Origin of the sequence: Xanthocytophaga agilis (assembly GCF_030068605.1) — a bacterium.
In the GTDB taxonomy this organism is placed as follows: domain Bacteria; phylum Bacteroidota; class Bacteroidia; order Cytophagales; family 172606-1; genus Xanthocytophaga; species Xanthocytophaga agilis.
This window is the reverse complement of the sequence record NZ_JASJOU010000012.1, coordinates 102,371-123,881: the sequence shown is the minus strand read 5'-3', so window position 1 is coordinate 123,881 and position 21,511 is coordinate 102,371. Positions and strand designations below refer to the sequence as shown.

The 21,511-nt window shown below is 37.0% G+C and carries 19 protein-coding genes; 7 read left to right on the top strand and 12 right to left on the bottom strand.

The features are described 5' to 3' along the window. The gene (locus QNI22_RS28005; RefSeq protein ID WP_313995495.1) at positions 1-672 is read left to right on the top strand and encodes a DUF4159 domain-containing protein; all 672 of its coding nucleotides are present in this window, start codon (positions 1-3) and stop codon (positions 670-672) included. 292 nt (positions 673-964) lie between these two features. Here the strand turns inward: QNI22_RS28005 and QNI22_RS28000 are convergent, their stop codons facing one another. From QNI22_RS28000 to QNI22_RS27980, 5 genes are all read right to left on the bottom strand, one after another. Next, positions 965-1,771: a hypothetical protein gene (locus tag QNI22_RS28000; RefSeq protein WP_314515963.1), complete on the bottom strand. Its 807-nt coding sequence runs from the start codon at positions 1,769-1,771 to the stop codon at positions 965-967. Positions 1,772-1,894: 123 nt separating this feature from the next. Further along, the gene (locus QNI22_RS27995) at positions 1,895-2,662 is read right to left on the bottom strand and encodes a LytR/AlgR family response regulator transcription factor (protein ID WP_314515961.1); all 768 of its coding nucleotides are present in this window, start codon (positions 2,660-2,662) and stop codon (positions 1,895-1,897) included. Further along, the gene (locus QNI22_RS27990; protein ID WP_314515959.1) at positions 2,659-3,693 is read right to left on the bottom strand and encodes a sensor histidine kinase; all 1,035 of its coding nucleotides are present in this window, start codon (positions 3,691-3,693) and stop codon (positions 2,659-2,661) included. The genes QNI22_RS27995 and QNI22_RS27990 overlap by 4 nt, the downstream gene beginning before the upstream one ends. A gap of 458 nt (positions 3,694-4,151) precedes the next feature. After that, a complete protein-coding gene (locus QNI22_RS27985; protein WP_314515957.1) occupies positions 4,152-6,524 on the bottom strand; it encodes a TonB-dependent receptor in 2,373 nt (790 codons plus the stop codon). Positions 6,525-6,996: 472 nt separating this feature from the next. Next, entirely contained in the window at positions 6,997-8,670 is a 1,674-nt protein-coding gene (locus QNI22_RS27980; RefSeq protein WP_314515955.1) for a sodium/sugar symporter, read from the bottom strand. Between the two features lie 179 nt (positions 8,671-8,849). Here QNI22_RS27980 and QNI22_RS27975 point away from each other — a divergent pair, with 179 nt between their 5' ends. The 3 genes from QNI22_RS27975 (at position 8,850) to QNI22_RS27965 (ending at position 10,579) form a co-directional block, all read left to right on the top strand. Continuing rightward, positions 8,850-9,227 carry a DUF1801 domain-containing protein gene (locus QNI22_RS27975; RefSeq protein ID WP_314515954.1) on the top strand — a complete coding sequence of 126 codons (378 nt, stop codon included), beginning with the start codon at positions 8,850-8,852 and terminating at the stop codon, positions 9,225-9,227. Between the two features lie 87 nt (positions 9,228-9,314). Beyond that, a complete protein-coding gene (locus QNI22_RS27970; protein WP_314515951.1) occupies positions 9,315-9,710 on the top strand; it encodes a hypothetical protein in 396 nt (131 codons plus the stop codon). A gap of 254 nt (positions 9,711-9,964) precedes the next feature. After that, on the top strand, positions 9,965-10,579 hold the full coding sequence (locus QNI22_RS27965) for a YceI family protein (RefSeq protein ID WP_313977271.1): 615 nt from the start codon (positions 9,965-9,967) through the stop codon (positions 10,577-10,579). Between the two features lie 105 nt (positions 10,580-10,684). Here QNI22_RS27965 and QNI22_RS27960 read toward each other — a convergent pair whose 3' ends face one another. Beyond that, positions 10,685-11,653, bottom strand: coding sequence for a polyprenyl synthetase family protein (locus QNI22_RS27960; protein ID WP_314515949.1), 969 nt, complete (start codon positions 11,651-11,653; stop codon positions 10,685-10,687). Between the two features lie 201 nt (positions 11,654-11,854). On the opposite strand from QNI22_RS27960, the gene QNI22_RS27955 reads away from it, so the two are divergent. Next, positions 11,855-12,379 carry a GNAT family N-acetyltransferase gene (locus tag QNI22_RS27955; protein WP_314515947.1) on the top strand — a complete coding sequence of 175 codons (525 nt, stop codon included), beginning with the start codon at positions 11,855-11,857 and terminating at the stop codon, positions 12,377-12,379. 58 nt (positions 12,380-12,437) lie between these two features. Here the strand turns inward: QNI22_RS27955 and QNI22_RS27950 are convergent, their stop codons facing one another. The 4 genes from QNI22_RS27950 to QNI22_RS27935 form a co-directional block, all read right to left on the bottom strand. Then, positions 12,438-12,674, bottom strand: a complete 237-nt coding sequence (locus tag QNI22_RS27950; protein ID WP_314515943.1) for an acyl carrier protein — start codon at positions 12,672-12,674, stop codon at positions 12,438-12,440. Between the two features lie 248 nt (positions 12,675-12,922). Continuing rightward, the gene (locus QNI22_RS27945) at positions 12,923-14,212 is read right to left on the bottom strand and encodes a TolC family protein (protein WP_314515942.1); all 1,290 of its coding nucleotides are present in this window, start codon (positions 14,210-14,212) and stop codon (positions 12,923-12,925) included. A 45-nt stretch (positions 14,213-14,257) separates the two neighbouring features. Then, entirely contained in the window at positions 14,258-15,838 is a 1,581-nt protein-coding gene (locus QNI22_RS27940) for a DHA2 family efflux MFS transporter permease subunit (protein ID WP_314515940.1), read from the bottom strand. A 90-nt stretch (positions 15,839-15,928) separates the two neighbouring features. Further along, positions 15,929-16,981, bottom strand: a complete 1,053-nt coding sequence (locus tag QNI22_RS27935; protein ID WP_314515938.1) for an HlyD family secretion protein — start codon at positions 16,979-16,981, stop codon at positions 15,929-15,931. A 271-nt stretch (positions 16,982-17,252) separates the two neighbouring features. Between QNI22_RS27935 and QNI22_RS27930 the strand changes: the two genes are divergently transcribed. Beyond that, positions 17,253-17,762, top strand: coding sequence for a MarR family winged helix-turn-helix transcriptional regulator (locus tag QNI22_RS27930; protein WP_314515936.1), 510 nt, complete (start codon positions 17,253-17,255; stop codon positions 17,760-17,762). 61 nt (positions 17,763-17,823) lie between these two features. Here QNI22_RS27930 and QNI22_RS27925 read toward each other — a convergent pair whose 3' ends face one another. After that, a complete protein-coding gene (locus QNI22_RS27925; protein ID WP_314515934.1) occupies positions 17,824-18,576 on the bottom strand; it encodes an SDR family NAD(P)-dependent oxidoreductase in 753 nt (250 codons plus the stop codon). Positions 18,577-18,798: 222 nt separating this feature from the next. On the opposite strand from QNI22_RS27925, the gene QNI22_RS27920 reads away from it, so the two are divergent. Further along, positions 18,799-19,857: an N-acetyltransferase DgcN family protein gene (locus QNI22_RS27920; RefSeq protein ID WP_314515933.1), complete on the top strand. Its 1,059-nt coding sequence runs from the start codon at positions 18,799-18,801 to the stop codon at positions 19,855-19,857. A 32-nt stretch (positions 19,858-19,889) separates the two neighbouring features. On the opposite strand, the gene QNI22_RS27915 is transcribed toward QNI22_RS27920, so the two are convergent. Continuing rightward, the gene (locus QNI22_RS27915; RefSeq protein WP_314515931.1) at positions 19,890-21,449 is read right to left on the bottom strand and encodes a glycosyltransferase family 39 protein; all 1,560 of its coding nucleotides are present in this window, start codon (positions 21,447-21,449) and stop codon (positions 19,890-19,892) included. Positions 21,450-21,511 lie beyond the last annotated feature (62 nt).

Here is a 21,511-nt window from a genome sequence, read left to right as displayed (position 1 = left end):
ATGAGATATACTCACTATAAACATGTTTTCGCATTCTGCCTGCTTTTGTTTACACTTCACCTGGCAGCCCAACAACCTGTACTAAAAATCGCTAAGTTGAAATATAATGGAGGTGGTGACTGGTATTCCAACAAAACATCCTTACCGAACCTGATTACTTTCTGCAATCAAAACCTGAAATTAAATCTGGCTCCTGAGGAAGAGGTGGTAGAAGTAGGTAGTGCAGAATTATTTTCTTATCCATTTGTCCATATGACAGGTCATGGCAATGTGGTATTTTCAGATGCAGAAGCTAAAAACCTTCGTAAATACCTTATTTCAGGTGGCTTTTTACATATTGACGACAACTATGGTCTGGATAAGTTTATACGATTGGAAATGAAAAAGGTATTTCCAGAACTTAACTTTGTTGAGATCCCGTTCAATCATCCGGTTTACCATCAGCGTTTTGAGTTCTCTAAGGGACTGCCCAAAGTACACGAACATGATGGCAAGTCACCTCAGGGATTTGGAATTTTTTATCAGGGCCGCCTTGTCTGCTTTTATAGTTATGAATGTGATCTTGGAAATGGCTGGGAGGATCAATCTGTTTACAATGATCCGGAAGATAAACGCCAACAGGCTTTACGTATGGGAGCAAATCTGATTAGCTTCGCTTTCACTACTTATTAAGAATACTTTTTGCGACAGAAGGCTAATACTGTACATTAAAGAAAATCCAAAGCATAAAATAACCAGAGTTTAGTTCAAATAAAACGATTATCAGAGTTCTGATACTTTTGTGGGACAATCAGAATTCTGATAATTGTAAAATATAATCAATATTTTGATATTTCTTCCCACATGATCAAAACTCTGGTTAAAACATCTTCTGATCAGAAATCCATTTATTTGTGTCTATCTGTATCTCTAATCAAAATTTCCCTTTTCTTCAGGAGTAATCTGAGATCTAATACTTTTCAACCTATTGTTGTACTACCACGGTTTCCCCTAATAACCATTGCTTTACCAACTTTTCATTAGGAGTGATCTCTCCTAGCCTACAATCTTGGGGGTAATATAAAACAGGGCTATTCGATGCATGTTCAATGACTACCTTATAGTCAGGAAAATATCCGCTGGAATGGATGAAATATACCTGTCCTTTTTGATGCAACAAGAATCCAACGTGATTGGAGAGACCAAAAATGTATAATCCTTCTTTAAGTAGGGTCTTCACCGAATCCTGAAAAGCAGAGACACTTTCTGCGTTAAAGAAAATTCCGATAGGTTGTTGATGTAGGGTTTTTATTTCACTATCAGGGGCTTGTTGAGCCATCTTGAATCGATTTATTTTTAGCCCGGCATGGTTGAGTACTGTAGAAACGAAATACCCACAGGCAATTTCACCTTTTTTGGGTGTTTCAGTATATCCCTCAAAACTCCAGGGAGTACCATACCAATGTGGGACTAAATGGTTCACAATTGCGTCTGTCAGATAACGTCCGGCAGAGTCCAGCACTTTCTTTTTTTCGACTTGTGTATTTGCCTGTAAATAAAGCTGTTTTAACCGTGATTGAGCTGCTGATACCTCCTGTTTTTGTCTGGCATAGTCACCTTTGGGTGTTATAACTATTGTACTGGAATCTACCCGTGTGGCTACTACAACTTTCTTGGCCATAAGAGCAGCCTTCTGAAATTGATGATTCTGTAAGCGGGAGGCAACAACAAATAAAGGAACAGCAATGGCAATAGCTGCCATAAATGATTTTTCAAGGGTTGAAAACCTCATAGTATAGAGACAGAATAGTTTGGTAATAAAGATTTCTATTCTTTAACGGATCTTTTGTAGTTTTCTGTAAGCTTTCTATGAATTATTTTTTCAATGAATAAGTAACCACGCTGATTCTGATATTTAGCTTTCCATCCAGTCTTTAAACAATTGAGCCTTTTCTCTACTAACTAATACTTCCTGAGAGGCCTCGGGCTTTAGTTCCAGCTTTAACTTTCCATTAAAATAGGTATGAATGCGGGTGATAGACGACAGTGACGCAATAAACTGTCTGTTGAGGCGAAAAAAATGTTGCGGGTCTAGTAACTTGTCTAACTCTTCCAATGTATAGTCTACTAAAAATTGTCGGCCGTCTTTGCGTATAAGACAAACCATCTCGTTAGCCGTCAAAAAATAGGCAATTTCTTCCTGAGCTATGGGAATCAACTGATCATGTTGTTTGACCAAAAAACGATTCTTATACTTTTTTCCGGAAGTGTGCAGATTATCCAGCAATGATTCTATTCGAAGTGCATAGTCAGAAGGAGAAAATACATTTTGCATTTCTTTGAATTTTGCCAGTGCATCTTCTAAATCCTGTTGCTTGATTGGCTTTAATAAATAATCAATGCTTTTGACTTTAAAAGCTTTGATAGCATATTCATCGTATGATGTGGTAAAAATGATAGGAGCCTTTACAGAGAACAATTCAAATATCTGAAAGCTAAGTCCGTCTGAAAGTTGAATATCTGAAAATATCAGATCTGGCAGCGGATTTACAGAAAACCAATTTCCGGCAGCAGCAATACTATCCAGTACACCTATAATCTGAATATCAGCATCTGCTTTGTGAATCATTTTTTCGAGCCGTTCTGCAGCCGGATATTCGTCTTCAATAATAAGGGTTTTCATATGGCTTGTAACAAAGGAATCCGAACAGTAAAAAGATCCGGACTTTTGTGTATGTTAACTTGTTTGTTTGTAAGCAAGCTATAACGATTAATAATATTCTGTAATCCTACCTTAGTAGATTTTTCAAAAGTTATCTTTTCCTGAACGTTATTTTCTATAGCTAGATAGTTATCATCTTCTTGTGATATCTTTATAGTAAGAGGCTTGTCTTTGGAAACTATATTGTGTTTGATAGCATTTTCTACCAGCATTTGTATACTCAAAGGCGCCACCTGTTGTTGATAAGCGTTGGAAGAGATTTTTTTCTCCACTTTCAGATTTTCCCGAAAACGAACTTTGTTAAGGTAGATGTAGGCATCCAGGAAGTCCATTTCCTCTTCCAACGTTACCGTATTTTTTTCGCGACTTACCAAGACATATCTGTACACATCTGCCAAGCGCTCTAAGTATTCCTGAGCGGGGGTATTCTGATCATCTATTAGTGAGGCAAGTGTATTCAAACTATTAAATAAGAAGTGGGGGTCTAGTTGGTTTTTTAATGTCTCCAATTGTGACTGCACATTTTCCCGTGCCAGTGCTTCTGTCTTTTTTACATTCGCTTTCCAGGACTCAAAAAAGAATACACTTTCGTAAATCAGCAAACACAGAAATGTAGGTATTAACCCAACTAGACAACTTCCCATAAATGAATCATAGGTACATGCAAGATCTGTAAAATACATAAGTATCACATCCAGCATTCCCGGCACGATAAGACTGTACAGCAAGCTATACAGAGCAAGCAAAAGCAGTCGTTTCCGGGTTTGTGAGTAATGTGGAAACGTATGTGTAAGTTTCTTCCAAATCCATGCGTTACCAACCCAATATAAAAATGTAAATACACAAGCAGTAAGCCAACCTTGTAGAAAATCAATACTTAACCAAGAAACGCCTCTTGTATCATGTGAGAAAAAATGCATAACCAATCCAATCAATGGGATACCGACCCATCGATACTTCATATCATCTATGATTACTTTCTCTGTTGCCATTTATTAGTTGATTACTTCAGATTAGATCAATTGTTCTGTAAATTACAAAAACTACCTGATTTCTGGATACATGGATTGTATCTAAGCCAGAGCATATTCTCCCTTCATTCTGAGCCCAAACTCTTCAGCCGTTATTTCTGGGTTACCTAAATCCTTCCAGGATTCTTGTGCATAAAAGTTTTCGGGGTTATTCTCAAAGTAATCAAATAACGGCCTCAAATACTTCAAATGTCTACAACATCTGTCTTATATAATGCCTGAGTCAGGGATGCAACATCTGTCAGCTCTGCCTGAATAATTCTACATCAGAAGGCAGAACCATCTGTGCTTTGGCAGGGTTGTGCACAACGGTTCTTACATGAAAACGCTTATTTACTAACTCCTTAACCGCCAGAATAGCAAATGCCCATTAGCCCCGATTGCAGCAATTGTTTTGATAGTGTTCATAGTATAACTAATTAAAATGTCAACTTATAGTAAGGAATAGGAAGGAATCCTTGCTGATAGGCTGTTCCAATACGATTGGTCCGGGGATTATATGCCTGCTGGAATATATTCTGATTATTGGTTATATTCTGTAGGTCTATTGCCAGTTCATGTGTAGAATGCTTGCGGTTCATTTTATAACCGATTTTTAGGTCTGTCCGAAAATAGGCACTTTGTTGTTTGGTATAGGCTTGACTGTTATCAAATATAGTAGTATTCATTTCTACCGAACGAGCCATATCTATTACCTGAATATATCTTCCGCCAGTAGTAGTCAGTTTCCAGTTTATGGATAGCACATTATCTTTCTTCCCGATATGGAATTCTTTACCTGCCAGCAAATTGACCACATATTTGCTATTGAAAGGAGAGTTACGTTCAATACCATCACTTCCTTTGTATTTGGAATCAAAGAATGATCCTGTAACCAAAAAGTAATAATTCTTAGAGAAGTACTTTTCCAACGTAACTTCTAAGCCATAATTCCGGCCAGCTCCTTTATTAAGCAGACTATCTACACTAATTGGGTTAAAGTTTGCGCCTTCTGTCAAGATAGAATAATAACTCGGTCTCTGCTCTACAGGTACATCATATAATGACTGATAATAAGCTTCTACTTTCAGATGCAGATTTTGTGTCAGGTTTCGTTCATAGCCAAGTACAAAATGGTGGCTTCGGGTAAAATCCAGATTCTTATTTGTTTGGGTATACGAACCATCTGTCTGCTTTGTCTGATAGAAATACACCAGGATAGGCTGCAGATTACTATGTAAACCGTACGCGATATTTAAAGAACTACCAGGAGTCAAGGCATAATTAAAGCCGATACGGGGCTCAACTACCGTCTTGTTATTCAGTTGATAATGAAGCACACTAGCACCTGTATTCATACTTAGCTTTTCATTAAAGCGATGCTTCCACTGTGCATACCCCTGGAATAACAACGTATTACCTTTATTACCAATCAACTGTTTTGTTTCAGGATACAATTCTTTATTCTGAAGATTAAATTGACTTAGATCTGCAATAATCCCTTCAGAAATTTTATCTCGTGCACTAAGCTTATGACTTAGGTATGCATTGGCTGATAATTTTTCATTTGTAAAGCTAGCTGTATTGGTATGAATTTCCTGTAGTATATCTTTTGAATTCTCACCATTATAAATTACAGTGTCTCCTTCGTAGTTTTGAGTAGTTCGTGAACCAGATACGGTCAGCTTACCATAGGTACGGTCAGAGAAACGATGTTCATACGAGATGGCACCTATTCCTGTTGAGAACTTTACTCGCGTATTCTCATTTTCATCTCCGTAAGCATCTCCTTCTGTATCCACATCTTTACCCCAAAAGTTTATATGGCTCTTCCCTCCAATTGTCCAGGCTGTCAGTGTACCTCGTTTTCCAACAGGAATATCGGTCTTGAATGTAAAATCCTGATAATACGGAGTACCTGCTATCTCAAACCCTAAACTGGACATCAGAGCAACTGCTGAATACCGATAGTTAATCAGATAAGAAGCTTTTGACTTTTTCGAATAGGGCCCCTCAGCACCAACTTCCAAACCATTAAATCCTGATTGCAGCAAAAACTCGTTTTTTTCATCATTGCCTTTTCTTAGCCTTAGGTCAAACACTGAACCTAATGCATTAGCGTACTCAGCAGGAAAAGCCCCCGACATGAAATCAGATTTAGCCAGAAGATTAGCATTTAACATAGACACAGGACCACCTGTCGTACCTAAGGAACTAAAGTGATTGGGATTAGGAATATTTACGCCATCCAATCGCCAGAGCACAGAGGAAGGAGAATTTCCCCTTACAATAATGTCATTACGAGCGTCATTGGCACCACTTACGCCTGCAAAATTGGCTGCCATACGGGAAGGATCGCCTAAACTACCTGCATATTTCAGTGTTTCGGAAGGATTGAAAGGTCGAGAGCTGAGAGTGACCATCTCGTTATTTGTCACTCTGTTATCTTCACTTCGCTTATACGTCACTGTAACTTCATTCAATGTGTGAAGACTCTCAGTCATGCTTAGATCCAGAATGGTTTCCTTTCCTGCATTTATAATCACATCGGCCAAAAACAAATCTTCGTATCCTACAAATGTTATCTTCAGACTAGCTCGTCCAACTTTAACATTTGAAAGGCGGAAGCTACCATCTGCATCCGAACTGGTACCAATTGGAGGATTAGTGCCTAGTACCATAATAGCAGCTCCTACTATAGGCATTTTTGAAGCCGCATCTGTAATTTTTCCCCGAATAGTCTGGGTAGATTGTTGGGCAAGAAGATTGCCTGTAAACAATAAGAAGAGTAGAGTAAAAAAATTGCCTTTCATAGTTCTCAAATGGGTTTGTATAAATATCTGATTCAAAGATCATTGATAAACCTTTTGAGTAAAATCCGAATGCAGGTGAGGCGTAAATGCAGGAGGCTGAACCGTAAAACAAGAACGGGGAAATCAAAAACATGAGTCACTCCAATTTAAGTTTTGCGCATAGTTCGCTGCAAAAACTTTTTTTGAAAAGATAAGTCAATCTGTTTAAGCAATGAAGGGATTACATACAACTCCAATCACTTTTTATTTTGAACAGAGTTCTGTTCATTTTTTTGTTTGCGCATAACTCACGGCAAAACATTTTTTGATCAGAACTCCGATCACTTTTTCATCTTGCGCATAGTTCACCACACAAACAAAATTCGATCGGAATTCACCACAAACTGCTGATTGAATAGAGCTATGCACAAGATGGAAAATCAAAAAGCCGTAAGGAAATCCCTACGGCTTCATAAAATCCCGATATAGTATATTACCAATACCGGCTATACAATACTATTAAGATAAGAACAACTGTTGCGGCTCCAATGGCAAAGCTTCCGGATACTCGGAACATCTTAGGATCAATTTCAAGACCTTTCGGATTGTTTTTACTTTTAGAGTCTGCTAATGAGAGAATAATCATACCCAATACACAGATTAAGAATACAAAACCCATACGATCCAGGAATGGAATTTCATACAGACCAGATTCCGGATTTACTACAGCAAATCCCATCGGACTTAGGAAAGACAAATCCATCCAACCTGGCAAAAACTTGAAAATGATAGATAAAATAAAACCACCTACTATTGCAAATAAAGCCGCCGCAGACGTAGTACGTTTCCAGAAAAACCCAAGAAGGAAGGTAGCAAAGATCCCTGGAGAGAAGAAACCTGTATATTCCTGAATAAACTTAAATCCTCCTTTTTCTATACCTAGAAAATCAGAAATAGCTATAGCTATTACCATCGCTACAACCACCACCAAACGTCCAGTTGACACCAGTGTTTTCTCATCAGCCTCTTTATTGATATATTTTTTGTAGATATCCAAGGTAAAGATTGTGGAAATAGAGTTTGCCTTACCAGCCAGTGATGCCACAATAGCAGCAGTTAATGCAGCGAATGACAATCCCTTTAATCCGGTAGGTAATAAGTTCAATAATACAGGATAGGCACGATCTGCACGAACTGCACCATCTACAGTCATTTCCTGATGGAATTCACCATTTTGGTACAATACATAAGCAGCAATTCCAGGTAATACAACGATAATAGGCATCATCAACTTCAGGAACGCTGCAAATAAAATTCCATTTCTTGCAGTAGGCAAGTCAGCTCCCAAAGCCCGCTGTGTGATATACTGATTACATCCCCAATAATTCAGGTTCACAATCCACATACCACCAATCATAATGGTCAATCCGGGAAGGTCCAGATAATTAGGGTTATCCTTCTTGAAAACCATATGAAAGTGATCGTCGGCTTGCTGCATCATAGAAGTAAGTCCATTGATTACACCCGTTGTATTGAATTTATCAGATACCAGATTCAATGCCAGGTAGGTAGTAGCTAATCCACCCAATATCAGGAAGAATACCTGGATTACGTCTGTAAATCCGATCACCTTCATACCGCCCAACGTAATGATTACAGCAAACACAGCCAGTGCAATCATACAAAACCAGAAATTGATTCCAGAGATTGTATTGATTGCCAACGCTCCCATATATAAGATGGAAGTAAGGTTAACAATGATATATAACAGCAACCAGAAGATTGCCATAGTTGTACTCACTGTCTCATTGTATCGCTGACGCAAAAACTGAGGCATCGTGAATATCTTATTCTTTAAATAGATAGGCATAAAGAACGTTGCAACCACCACCAGTGTCGCTGCAGCCATCCATTCGTAAGTCGAAATACCAAGCCCCATACGAAAGCCGTCTCCAGACATACCAATAAATTGTTCAGCAGAAATATTGGATGCAATCAATGAGGCACCGATCGCCCACCAGGTAAGAGAACCTTCAGCTAGAAAAAAATCAGTGGAACTGGCCTCTGTGCTTTTTTTGCGTTGATAAATCCAGTAGCCATATCCAGCTACAACAAAGAAATAAATCAGAAAGACAATGTAATCTAACGAGGTGAGTTGTTGTGGCATTGGTGTTAAAAGATAATTAAGTGTTAAGTATACAATTATAAATTTTCAGGCACGAAAGATAAACATTTGAAGTTAAATAAATCCAATAAATACTGTAAATTGTAAAAAAAATCGACAAATAAAGTTCTCTATCCGATAAAGCACGTTTATTTTGGTTTTGTAAAAAGCTATTTATTAAGATGACAGTATTGGATTATATATATGAACAGCCTAAAGGACTACAACCCATATTGCTGACATTAAGGCATTTAATACTCAATTCTTCTCCCCAAGTACAGGAACATTTTGATGGGGTACCTTATTATACTTATTATAGGTTATTTTGCTACTTGAATATTACCAAAACTCATGTTACCTTAGGGATGTGCCAGGGAAAAGACCTTTCTAATGAACAAGGCATACTCACCGGAAATGGAAAACAAATCAAACATATTGTTGTGAAATCCCTGCAAACTATTCCAGCAACAAGTATCCGGGAAATTTTGCAGGAAGCCCTATTAGTTAACGAATTACACGAAGAGGCTAAAAAGAGAAAAAAGCGACAGAAGCATTCCTAAAAATAAGCAGACAATAGAGTTCTATAGTCCTATTTAGATGACTAATCTTTGAGAGATACTTTGTAAATTGCAGCCGATATAAAGGTTATGCTATATATAGATCAGCCCAATCTGCAGATTTATTATAATCAGGTATTGAATTGTACTATTCATACCTGGAAAGGCTATTTTCTTGAAGAAGAATATCGTCGGGCAATGAGTCATTGCCTTGATCTGATAAGCAAAACCGGTGCACGAAATTTAATACTTAATGTTCAGGCAGCAAAGTATGAATACTGGGTTGAAGACTCTTGGACTGCCGATATGTGGTTCCCAGCACTAATGCAAACTGATCTCCAAAAATTTGCTATAGTAGTTAATGAATCACAATTACCTTCTTCCAATTATTATTTTTATCCTTTTATCAATGATGGTCTTCTGGTTATCCGCTACTTTGCATGGCTCGAGGAAGCACAGGACTGGATCTCCCGCAAAGGACTTTAGCATTGTTTTTGCTGCATACTGAAATTGTTAGCCTGTATTTGCGCAGCTTGACTACCGTTGAGACTAAAACAACAGATTACCAATCACTTACAAACATATATTTATATAACTTTGATGTCTATTAGAGTAGTAAAATATTTTTTTGCATTAATTGTTGCAACATTAAATGTATATACATATATTTGCATTGTAATTAAAACATAAACGAGACACGTAATTACTTAATCCTTATCTAAACAAATTTTTTCCCAATCATGAAAAAGTTAAACTTTTTGTTTGCTCTGGTTGCTTTGTTAGCAATTGCAAACATCGCCGTAGCTGACAATGGTAATGGTAAAGCAGCAAAAGCTACTTTAAAAGCTGATGTTGCTAAGAGTTCTCTAAACTGGAACGGTAAAAAAGTAACAGGAGAGCACAGTGGAACTATCAAACTTTCAAACGGAAGTCTGGATGTAAACGGTACTAAATTAACTGGTGGTACTTTCACTATTGATATGAACAGCATTACTTGTACTGATATTACTGATGCTGAATACAATGGTAAACTGATCGGTCACCTGAAAGCAGAAGACTTCTTTGATGTTGCTAAACATCCAACTTCTACTTTTAAAATCACTAAAGTGACAGCTAAAGGTGGAGAGAACTATGATATCACTGGTGATTTAACTGTAAAAGGAATTACAAAACCAGTTACATTCCCTGCAGTAGTGAAAGTTTCTGCTAACCAAGCTGAAGCTAGTGGTAAAATCACTATCGACCGTACTAAATATGATATCAAATACGGTTCAAAATCTTTCTTTGCAAGCATCGGAGACAAAGCTATCAATGATGACTTCACAGTTGATTTCAAATTGGTTGCTACAAAATAATAATTGAGTTTTATAGTAAAAAGTAACCTGCTATCCAGATTGCGCTTTACTTCACAACAAACAAAAAACCCTTCGCACACGTGAAGGGTTTTTGTTTTTATAGATTTAATTTTCTCTATGAATCAACCGTTCAATGAAGTCCCGCAAAGGTTGTTTTCGCTCTTCTGATACAGCAAGTAAATCCAGACAATGCAACCCTTCAGCAAAGAACTCGTTCATTTTGACTTCTGTTAAAGATCGAATATGCAATGTATTGTATATATCTGTCACTTCCTTCACTTTTTCTTCTGCTTTAAAGGAGGTAGCATTTAACCAGCTTTGTAGAGTAACCTTACTATTTCCTTCTGCTAACTCCAATGCTTTGATTAACAGGAAAGTCTTTTTATTCGCAATAATATCCCCACCCACTTGCTTTCCAAATTTAGCTTGATCTCCATATACATCCAGCAAATCATCCTTTAACTGAAAGCCTGTACCTATGGCTACTCCCATCTGATACAACAAATCTGTCTGTTGCAAAGGTGCGTTTGCCAAAATCCCTCCCAGTTCAAGACTTAGTCCAAGCAATACAGCCGTTTTTAGTTGAATCATGTTGATATATTCATCCTCTGAAACTGTTGGCAACTGTTCAAAATTCATATCCAGCTGTTGCCCTTCACATACTTGTGCAGCACATCGATTAAATTTCTTCAAAGCCAATGGAAGCTTTTCAGGCTTTACATGTAACAATAATTCATACGCACAAACCAACATTACGTCTCCGGACAAAATAGCTACATTGTTATTCCATTTGTGATGGACAGTTGGTTTTCCTCTACGCAATGGAGCCGCATCCATAATATCGTCATGCATTAAGGTAAAATTATGGAATACCTCAATTGCGATAGCAGGTTTAACAAACTGTTGCCAGTTGTCATCAAATAAAGAACTACTCAGCAATGTCAAAACCGGACGTAAACGCTTACCACCTAATGACATAATGTATCCGATCGGCTCATACAATTCAGGCGGGTATTGACCATATTGAAGCTGGGATATTTCCTGGTTAAGTGTATCAAGAATAATTTGAGTCATAAATAAAAATCTTCCACTAGTTATTAAGGCAGTGAAATAACTGATTTGAGGGTGAATTATCAAACAGATAAAGTGCATTTATTTTCCTGCCCTTACAAAACCCAATCAATTACTTCTTTTTAAAACCTATAATAGGTTCTTTTGTTTATAAATAGTAGAGCCTAAATAGGCTTGAGAACCATTCTTATCGTAAAAGCCAAAATGACTAGTATTAAAACAGAGCGACTAGAACTAATTCCATTTTCAGAAGAGCACTATCAGGCAATATTTGTAAATGATAATCACAAGCTGGGGAAATTATTAGGATGCGAACCGCCTGAGAGCTGGACAGAGTACGATGACGCGAAAGAAGCTTTGCCTATTTTATATCAATTTTTTCTGGATCTGAATGGCGACTGGCGATGGGGATCTTTCTTTATAAAATATGAAAACCAACTAGCTGGCAACTGTGGCTTTAAGGGTAAACCTGACACAAAGAATTGTGTTGAGATAGGATATGAAATCCATCCTAACTTTCAAAATAAGGGATTGGCGACTGAGGCTGCATGTGCACTTGTAAAGATTGCACTTGAAGCTGGAGTAAAAATGGTAAAAGCACACACATTTGAATTAGCAAATGCATCTGCACATGTTCTGCAAAAAGCTGGATTCCATTCTGTGGGACCTGTCCATGATCCAGATGAAGGATTAGTATGGGCATGGAGTCTACATAACTCGACAAAATAAAAACCCGTATGAGACTAATTCTCAAACGGGTTTGAACTCTTACAATAAAAGAGTGGCCTTATTTAACTGTTTGCTCTACACACCAAACCAGATCACGGACATTGCGTACTCTGGAAAGATCCATATCAGAAAGCTGAATATTATATGTATCCTCCAGGTAAACTACTAACTCTGTAAATTCCAATGAACTCATTCCCAGATCACTTCCAAATGTCTTAGATGGTTGCACAACTGATGACTGAATCAGAAAATGCTCTTTTAATATTTCTCTTAACTGCTGCAGAATTTGACTCATAACTGTATGGATTGATATTTACTTTCTAGACATTAAAAACAGTAAAAAGGTTGCACTTTTACCGTTTTTAACATTCCATGACCTCCCGTTGATATATTTATTTAAAGAATTAACCGTCAAATTTACATATTAAACAATTACGCTGATAACAAAATACCTGAATTCATTCCAATGTATTTGTACTATAACACGATTAGTTACTTTAAAAATTGTATAAACGGACTTTATATTTTATAAAACCGAAAATACTATTGCCAGAACTGAGCACCATTTAAACGACTTAACTGCAGTTGAGCCAACACTAATTGATATTTGTATTGTAGTTCACCTAGCTGAGCTTCTTCCAATGCTGTTTGTGCACTTAACAAATCCAGGTTAGTAATAACACCATTTTGGTAACGACTATTAGCCAGCTTCATAGCATATTGAGCCTGTTCTACTTGTTGTCCATACATTTCTAGTTTCAACCGAGCAGCTTTTATGTCATTCAACGCCTGTTCCACATCACTTTTAACAGTCAGCTGCTGTGTCTCTGTTGAGTATTGAGACATCTTATAACTTAACTTTGCGATGTTTTGCTGTTGTTTAATCCGGTGGCCTTCATAAATAGGTATAGAGAGATTAATTCCTGCTACAGTGTTAAATCGAAAACGCTGTATCTCAGGGACAATTCCATTTTTAAATCCAGCAGATCCCTGAAATGCTAAAGTTGGCTTGGCATTATTGGAAGCAATAGAAAGATCTTGTAAAGCAATCTGCTCCCGATCTTTGGCAATTTTCAGATCCCAGTTGTTATTTTCTGATTCGGTCTGCGTCCAGGAAAAATCGGCATCAGCAGAAATACTATTCTTTACATCTTTACCGGTTACAGTACTTAATAAGATATATTGTTTATCCAATTGGGTTTGTAAATCAACCAGGCGGGTTTCTGCATTTTTGTATCGTACCTGTGTAGCGATTAGGTTATAGTCTATTTCATCTCCGTTTTTTATACGGTCTGCAATGATCTTCTCATTCTCTCTCAATAAATTGATTTGAGATTGTTGTACTACAATAGCTTTCTGGAGATAAATAATAGCGTAATAGAAATTAGCTACCTGATAAGCCAGAGTTGTTTTCAAGCTTTCCACTCCATCCTTACTTAATGCTTCTTCTGATCTGGATTTATCTACACTAGCTGTAGTTTTACCAAAGTCCCAGATTGTTTGCCTTACATTAAGAGCTGTGTTATAGTTATTATTGGGAAAAAACTTAGCACTTATAGGATTATCTGGTAAAGGGATTACGATTGTTCCAACAGGATCAATGCGAGTGTAACTGGCACTAAAGTCTACTGTTGGCAAATGATGGCTCTCTGCCATTTTCGTTTTATAGGAACTAATCTCAACTGCTTGTTGCTGTTCTTTTATTTTTGGATAAAAATCCAAAGATTGTTTTACCAATGAGGTAAGTGTTTCTGGAGCCTTTTGGTTCTGAGCAAACCCAGTTGAACTGATTACTGTCAGCAGAAAGGTCAGGTTTTTTATAATTTTATTCATAGTATTTTCTATGGTCAATAATTCGTGATTTAACTCAATAACAGCTCAATGGCTATCTGCTGCAGCCAAGGCTGCCTTTTGAGCTTCTTCCTGAGATTTTTTAGGTGTACGAAGCAAAAAGATTAAAGGGAAAATAACGATAAAGAAGAGTGATACTATCCGAAATGTATCTAGGTAAGCCAGTAAATAGGCCTGTTTCATGACCATTCCTTCCATCTGACGATAGGCCATCTGAGTAGCACTGAAAAACTCACCTGTACGGGAAGCCATCGTATTGGTAATACCATTTAGTCTTTCCATAAACAGCGGGTTCTCAGACGTCATATTTGACATTAAGTCTGACCGATGTTGAGCTACTCTGTTAGTGACATAATTATTGGCAATAGCAATACCTGTTGCTCCACCCAACTGACGCACCATGTTGTTTAGCGAAATACCAGTAGGATATTCTTGTGGTTGTAATCCCGCAACAGCCTGATTAATCAAAGGCAATTGTAACATTGAAATCCCTAATACACGCAGCAAATGTGCAGGAAAGAAGTCCCACATATTGGCATCTCCACTCAATGTTCCAGCCCATATCCCAAAAGCAATAAATAAAAGGAATCCTACCACAATAAATGGCACTGGACGAGCACCTTTTGCCATCTGCTTTCCGATAATTGGAAACATTGGAATAGCAATTAAGGTTGGAAACATCAGAGAAAGTCCAGTCATGGTTGAGGTAAATCCATTGATACGCTGAACCAATACTGGGTATACAAACACAGAAGTAAATAAACCAATACCTGATACGAAAGTAAATATCAATGTCAGAGCCAGGGTACGATGCTTCAGTACTTTGAGATTTACAACAGGATGTTTCGTATACAGCTCCCAGACAACGAAGCTAATTAATCCGACAATAGCCACAGCAGTAAATAGAATAATCAGATGAGAATCAAACCAGTCTTCTGATTCACCCTTCTCAAGAATAAACTGTAATGAGCCAATTCCTGCTGTAAGAAGAAAAATTCCCAGATAATCTATCTGAATCTGTTTTTTTCGTGTTCCTTCACCCTCTTTCTTCTCAATAAAGAGAATAGTCAGTATGGACGCCAATACACCAATAGGCAAATTGACATAAAATATATCTGACCAGGTAAGGTTATCGACAATCAAACCACCCAAAGTTGGTCCTAAAGTAGGCCCAAGCACAATACCCATCCCAAACAATCCGGAAGCAATAGGTCTGTCTTTAGGTTCGAAAGCATCAAATAATATACTTTGTGAAGTAGAAAGCAGGGCTCCTCCTCCCACTCCTTGAATAAATCGCCAGAATACCAACTCCCATAATCCTTCTGAGGCTCCACAGAAATAAGAAGCGACAGTAAAAATGATCATGGATGCCAGGTAATACGTCTTTCTTCCAAAATATTCAGCCAGAAAGCCTGTCATCGGAATGATAATTACGTTGGCAATGGCATACGAAGTTACTACCCATGCTACATCTTCAATAGTTGCACCCAGAGATCCAGCCATCTGGTTCAATGCCACATTGACAATAGTAGTATCCAACAGTTCCATAATTGCTGCGGATATGGTAGTAATAATAATAATAATTCTGTTAAAGCCTTTAGCTGCCATACATTTTAACGATTAGCCTTTCATTAGAATCTATTTGTCCTCATTGATTTGTAGAATCCCTATACTTGCTTGTATAGTCTCGTCTAATCGTTATTTCTTTATAGTTACAGCCACATCTGCACTCAATCCAGCTTTTAATATGGAACGATATTGGGCAGCATCCAGAATTTCTATTTTTACAGGAACACGCTGAGTCACTTTTACAAAGTTTCCAGAGGCATTATCAGGAGGTAATAATGAAAACTTAGCGCCTGTCGCTTCAGATAAAGAAGCGATTTTCCCCTTCATAGGTGTATTGGGATAACCATCCAGAACAATCTCAACATCATCACCCTCTTTGATATTTTCTATCTGACTCTCTTTAAAGTTTGCCACAATCCAGAATGTGCTATCACTAACAATAGTAAACAATGGCTGCCCTGGCTGAATAAACTGTCCAGACTGAATGTTTTTCTTTCCGATTCTACCTGTTTCCGGAGCATATACCTTAGCATAGCTTAGTTTCAGCTTTTGTTGTTCGATACGGGATTTTTGAACATTTAGCTGTGCATCGGCTTTCTGTAAAGTTGATTTTAAAATATCTATACGGGATTTTGCTACTGCTACCTCGTTAAGAGCAGCAACATATTGTGTTTCGAGTGTTGCATAGTTAGTACGTGTATCATCATATTGTTTCTGAGTAATGGCTTTATCATTATATAAACGTGTATCCCGATCCAGATCCTGTTTGGCTTTATCCCGTTTAATTTTTACCAACTCGCCATTGGTCACAGCAGATTTCAATGATAGTTGTGCATTTACAACATTTGCCTTCGCATTGGCAATATCAGCTTCTGCCTGGACATAAATAGCCTGCATTTCATCCAATGCTAACTGATATTCCGCTTCGTCAATTTCAACAAGTAATTGTCCTTTTTTAACAAGGTCATAGTCCTTTACAGCCACACTCTTGACATAGCCTGCTAAGCGTGGTAATACAGTAACCATATTTGTTTCAATCTGAGCATTATCAGTACTTTCATGATGCCTTGCATAATTGAAAGAAGATATTCCATACCAAATACCTATTCCCGCGGCAGTAATTAGTACAGCCCGGATAATAAGTTTTTTAGCAGGATTAGGGGTTTTTGTTTGAGTTTCCATAATTAAAAAATCTGATAATAAGTATGTATGTTTTGATTATAAAAGAGTTACATATTGAACGCAACAAAAGTAAACCATGTTGACTAAAAAGTCAATAAAGTTTACTAAATTTTAACATTAAAAAGAGATTAAAATTATATAAATAACTAAAAATTAGATACTTACACTTAATGAAAAAATATAAAAGTCAACAAAATTGACTTTATTGAAAAAATTATTGACTATATAGCCTTACATTACTAACTTTGTAGAAATTAATAAGGATAATTTTATGGACCCAAATCTGATTAGTTCAATACTGGAATTCAAGAGTAAGCGTAATCGTATCTTGGGCAGGCTACTCAATAAGTCATATAGATATATAACTGCTCTGGCAAGTGAGTTTTTAAAAAAGGAAGGTTATGCTAATTTTAAGGTAGCTCATGTTATAATACTGATACATATTGATGTAGAGGAAGGTTTAATGATCAACGCCATAGCTCAGCAGATAGGTGTTACGAAACAAGCAATCAGCAAAATAATCAAAGAGCTTCTGGAAGAAGGGTATGTTTATGCTGAAAAACATCCAACAGATGCACGTGCATCTTTAATTCGCTTAAGTGAAAAAGGAGCTCATTTTATGTTAGCCTGGCAGCGCTGCACAGATCATATCGATAATATATTTAAGGATATTGTAGGTAGTAAGAGATTGGAGCAGTTGAAGGATATTCTGGGAGAAATTACAGAACATTATGAAGGGAATATGTGTAGAATAGACAATGATCAATTATTCCTGCAATAATATATTATACCAATGTAAGTCTAAAACTCGCATTGGTATAATATGATCGCAACATTCATTATTATTTACGATTTACAATAGTAGCTGAGGCTTGAGCTGTAGGTAATATTACTATGTCGGCCAATACTACATGCGATGGACGGGATAATACAAACGCAATAGTATCTGCAATGTCATCAGCGGTCAAAGGATCTATACCTTTATATACATTTTTAGCTCTTTCCTCATCTCCTTTAAAGCGTACAACAGAAAACTCTGTTTCAACCAAGCCTGGATGAATACCTGTTACTTTAATTCCATAAGGATTCAAATCCATCCGCATACCATCTGTAATAGCTTGCACTGCAGCTTTAGAGGCACAATATACGTTCCCATTAGGATATGTTTCTTTCCCTGCAATTGACCCTATATTAATCACATGTCCCCTCTGACGTGCAATCATAGCAGGCAGTATATTTCTGGAAACATACAGCAGACCTTTCACATTAATATCCATCATAGCATCCCAATCTTTGATATTTCCATCCTGAATAGGAGACAATCCATGAGCATTTCCCGCATTATTAATCAGATAATCAATTGCTTGCCACTCTTCGGGTAATGAATTTAATGCACTTTCTACAGCTTTCTGCTCACTTACATCAAATGAAAGAGTATGTATCTCCACTTGTTTGTCCAACAGTGTCTTTAGTTCTTCCAGACGTTCTGTTCGTCTTCCACATAGAATCAGATTAATACCATCCTGAGCCAGACGAATGGCAACAGCTCGTCCAATACCAGAGGTAGCGCCTGTAATTAATGCTATTTTATTCATCGATCTAATTAGCAGTTAAAGGTGATTCAAAGATTATTGACCAAAAATTTTGTTTTTCGGTTCCTGCAAAGATATTTGTAAAAGGTTGGTTTCCTCCCCTTAAAAAGTATTATTTTGGCAATAGCCTCAGAAATGTACTATTCTGAAATCAGATCGTAAAGCATTCTTTTTCCTTCAGAACATAGCTTACTATTCATACTTATACAAATTATATTACCGTAAATGGATATAAATGCAATTGTACTTACAAATGGGCAGCTCGGACAAGCACGAGCAAAAACAGCTCATGGGTTAATTCGAGGAACTTCCCGCTATAAGATTATTGGCGTTATAGATGAAAATTCTGCAGGTAAAGATGCAGGCGAGGTTGTAGATGGACAGAATAGAAATATACCAGTGTTCGCATCCTTAAATGACGCTATCACACAACTACCTGCTATAAATTATTGCCTGATTGGGGTTGCAACCAAAGGAGGCGTATTACCATCTGAAATCAAATCTATAGTAACAAATGTTTTGCAACATGGTATTTCTGTAGTAAATGGCTTGCATGAATTTCTGAATGATATGCCGGACATGGTACAACTGGCTAAAGAAAATAATGCGCAACTGATAGATGTACGCCGCCCCAAACCTCGTCATGAATTACATTTCTGGACAGGTCAGATTCGTACAGTTACTTGTCCCCGTGTAGCTGTATTAGGAACAGATTGTAATATGGGTAAACGCACCACAGCCCGATTCCTTACAGAAGCCTGTAGAGAAGCAGGTTGGAAAGCAGAAATGATATATACAGGGCAAACTGGCTGGATGCAGGGAGGTAAATATGGATTTGTTTTTGATAGTACACCCAACGACTTTGTATCAGGAGAAGTAGAACATGCCATTGTAAGTTGTTTTGAGCAGGAGAATCCGGATGTGATGTTTATCGAGGGTCAATCTGCATTGCGTAATCCTAGTGGACCTTGTGGATCTGAATTTTTATTATCTGGAGAAGCTCGTTATGTAGTCTTACAACATGCTCCAGCCCGCAAATATTTTGATGATAATGAAGTAATAGCCTCTCCTATTCCTCCTGTTAGTTCAGAAATTGAGTTAATCCAGAAGTTTTATGGAGCTACAGTCTTAGCAGTTACCCTTAATACACAAGGCTTAACACCTGAACAATCCCGATCCTATCAGCAACAATATGCGGACGAACTTGGGCTTCCTGTTATCTTACCTCTTGAAGATGGAGTAAGCCATATAGTAAAGCTTCTTGAAAATATAGTCAAAAAATAAAAGTGAGGGTGGCTCAGGAACCACCCTCACTTTTATTTACTACTAAACTGCCCAACATAAATACCTTTTGCCTTATAATATTGGATTTGATTAAAGTTTTCTTTAAAAAAATGCAGGAATTGCTCTTTGTGATTGGTTCCAACTCCTTCATTAAGATCCCCTGCCACAATCACCCAAAATCTCTTTCCAGATGACTTTGTATGTATATCCTCTAACATTACCTTTTGCGTTGTCTGAGTATTTAGATCATCACCATTCCATATCATTTCATAGGGCCAGTTCAGTTGGTATACTTTGTTATAATATTGAAAAGAATAGGCAACTCCATTGATAAAGATAAACTCGTCATTTTTTTTATGTTCAGATAAATACCTAATTCCCTTCTTGACTTCTCTTCTTTTCCAACCACCAAATTGTTCTTCCTGTATCATATCTTTCACTGAAGTAAATACTGGAGGAATTACCAACCAAATAATGACAGCAACAACAAGAATTCTGGAATAGGAAAAGAATTTATTATAAAATTGCTCTACACCACAACAGATTAGAATAAGAAAATTGGGGACGAGAAATACTAAAAAACGTTCTGTAAATGGATACTTGTGTACTCCAGATGCTAGTAAAGTGATTAAAACAGGAAGCATGAATAAGCTTAATTTTTCTTTATCCTTCCGAAAGTATTGCAGACTGCCCCAAATAGTAAATCCTAACCCTAAGAAGGAAAATAATAGAGGATATAGCAACCATGATTCCAGAAAAGTCCAGTTAAGATTAAGAGGTTCATGAAATAGCTTAAAAATCATAATACCATACCACTTTACATCATTAATTGAATGTAGAGGGAATGGTGCAAACTCAGTTGTCCACATATCCACTATGGTATTTGTTTTTAAGCTATTTGGCAGAATTATCACAGCAAAATTCACTAAAAAGCTTATTCCCCAGATTGCATAAACAATACCCATTACAAAGAAAGTTGACCATTTCTTTTGTACTGTGACTATCAATAGATGGACAAAGGAGATACTTACCAATACAAAAATGACTGTATAAGAAAACCAAACAAGTAAAGCTCCGCTTAGAGCATAGAACGACAATGCAGAAAAGCGTTTCTCTGATTTAAAGTGATAATACAGAAGATATGAACATAGAGTTGCAGCTAATTCTACAATGTATTGTTTTGTTTCAGAGGAATAATACACCAATGGAAATGCTGTTGTAAAAACAACCATTCCGGTTAAAGTAGTAACTTGATTAAACTCTAATTGCTTACACAAATAATAAAATAAGAATATACTTAAAATACCTATGATAAGAGGAAAGAGCCGCAAAGCATATTCACTTGTTCCAAATAAATACATATTTAGTTTCTCAATCCACAGAAAGAAAAGAGGAGCATGTTGATTAGCGTCAAGAGGCTCTGCAAGGTCTCTAAAATCACGAGCTAACAAATTATATCCCAAATAGGCCTCATCTGTATATAAAGATCGGTTACTAATGAAATGAAACAGCCGAATAAAAATTCCATAAACGATAAACCCCACACAGGAAATTCTAAACACTCGAGATGTATAATCTTGATTGATATTCACAGCAAAAAATTAAAGTAGATACAGAACTGCCAAAATTAGAAAACTTATTTATACGCAGTCAG

Excerpts from the sequence above, each read along its gene's own strand:
- QNI22_RS27990 (WP_314515959.1), bottom strand. The coding sequence starts at position 3,693 with ATGGCAACAGAGAAAGTAATCATAGATGATATGAAGTATCGATGGGTC.
- QNI22_RS28005 (WP_313995495.1), top strand. The coding sequence starts at position 1 with ATGAGATATACTCACTATAAACATGTTTTCGCATTCTGCCTGCTTTTG.
- QNI22_RS27925 (WP_314515934.1), bottom strand. The coding sequence starts at position 18,576 with ATGAATAAAATAGCATTAATTACAGGCGCTACCTCTGGTATTGGACGA.
- QNI22_RS27940 (WP_314515940.1), bottom strand. The coding sequence starts at position 15,838 with ATGGCAGCTAAAGGCTTTAACAGAATTATTATTATTATTACTACCATA.
- QNI22_RS27975 (WP_314515954.1), top strand. The coding sequence starts at position 8,850 with ATGACAGTATTGGATTATATATATGAACAGCCTAAAGGACTACAACCC.
- QNI22_RS27930 (WP_314515936.1), top strand. The coding sequence starts at position 17,253 with ATGGACCCAAATCTGATTAGTTCAATACTGGAATTCAAGAGTAAGCGT.
- QNI22_RS27980 (WP_314515955.1), bottom strand. The coding sequence starts at position 8,670 with ATGCCACAACAACTCACCTCGTTAGATTACATTGTCTTTCTGATTTAT.
- QNI22_RS27995 (WP_314515961.1), bottom strand. The coding sequence starts at position 2,662 with ATGAAAACCCTTATTATTGAAGACGAATATCCGGCTGCAGAACGGCTC.
- QNI22_RS27920 (WP_314515933.1), top strand. The coding sequence starts at position 18,799 with ATGGATATAAATGCAATTGTACTTACAAATGGGCAGCTCGGACAAGCA.
- QNI22_RS27965 (WP_313977271.1), top strand. The coding sequence starts at position 9,965 with ATGAAAAAGTTAAACTTTTTGTTTGCTCTGGTTGCTTTGTTAGCAATT.
- QNI22_RS27950 (WP_314515943.1), bottom strand. The coding sequence starts at position 12,674 with ATGAGTCAAATTCTGCAGCAGTTAAGAGAAATATTAAAAGAGCATTTT.
- QNI22_RS27960 (WP_314515949.1), bottom strand. The coding sequence starts at position 11,653 with ATGACTCAAATTATTCTTGATACACTTAACCAGGAAATATCCCAGCTT.
- QNI22_RS27955 (WP_314515947.1), top strand. The coding sequence starts at position 11,855 with ATGACTAGTATTAAAACAGAGCGACTAGAACTAATTCCATTTTCAGAA.
- QNI22_RS27985 (WP_314515957.1), bottom strand. The coding sequence starts at position 6,524 with ATGAAAGGCAATTTTTTTACTCTACTCTTCTTATTGTTTACAGGCAAT.
- QNI22_RS27945 (WP_314515942.1), bottom strand. The coding sequence starts at position 14,212 with ATGAATAAAATTATAAAAAACCTGACCTTTCTGCTGACAGTAATCAGT.
- QNI22_RS28000 (WP_314515963.1), bottom strand. The coding sequence starts at position 1,771 with ATGAGGTTTTCAACCCTTGAAAAATCATTTATGGCAGCTATTGCCATT.
- QNI22_RS27970 (WP_314515951.1), top strand. The coding sequence starts at position 9,315 with ATGCTATATATAGATCAGCCCAATCTGCAGATTTATTATAATCAGGTA.
- QNI22_RS27935 (WP_314515938.1), bottom strand. The coding sequence starts at position 16,981 with ATGGAAACTCAAACAAAAACCCCTAATCCTGCTAAAAAACTTATTATC.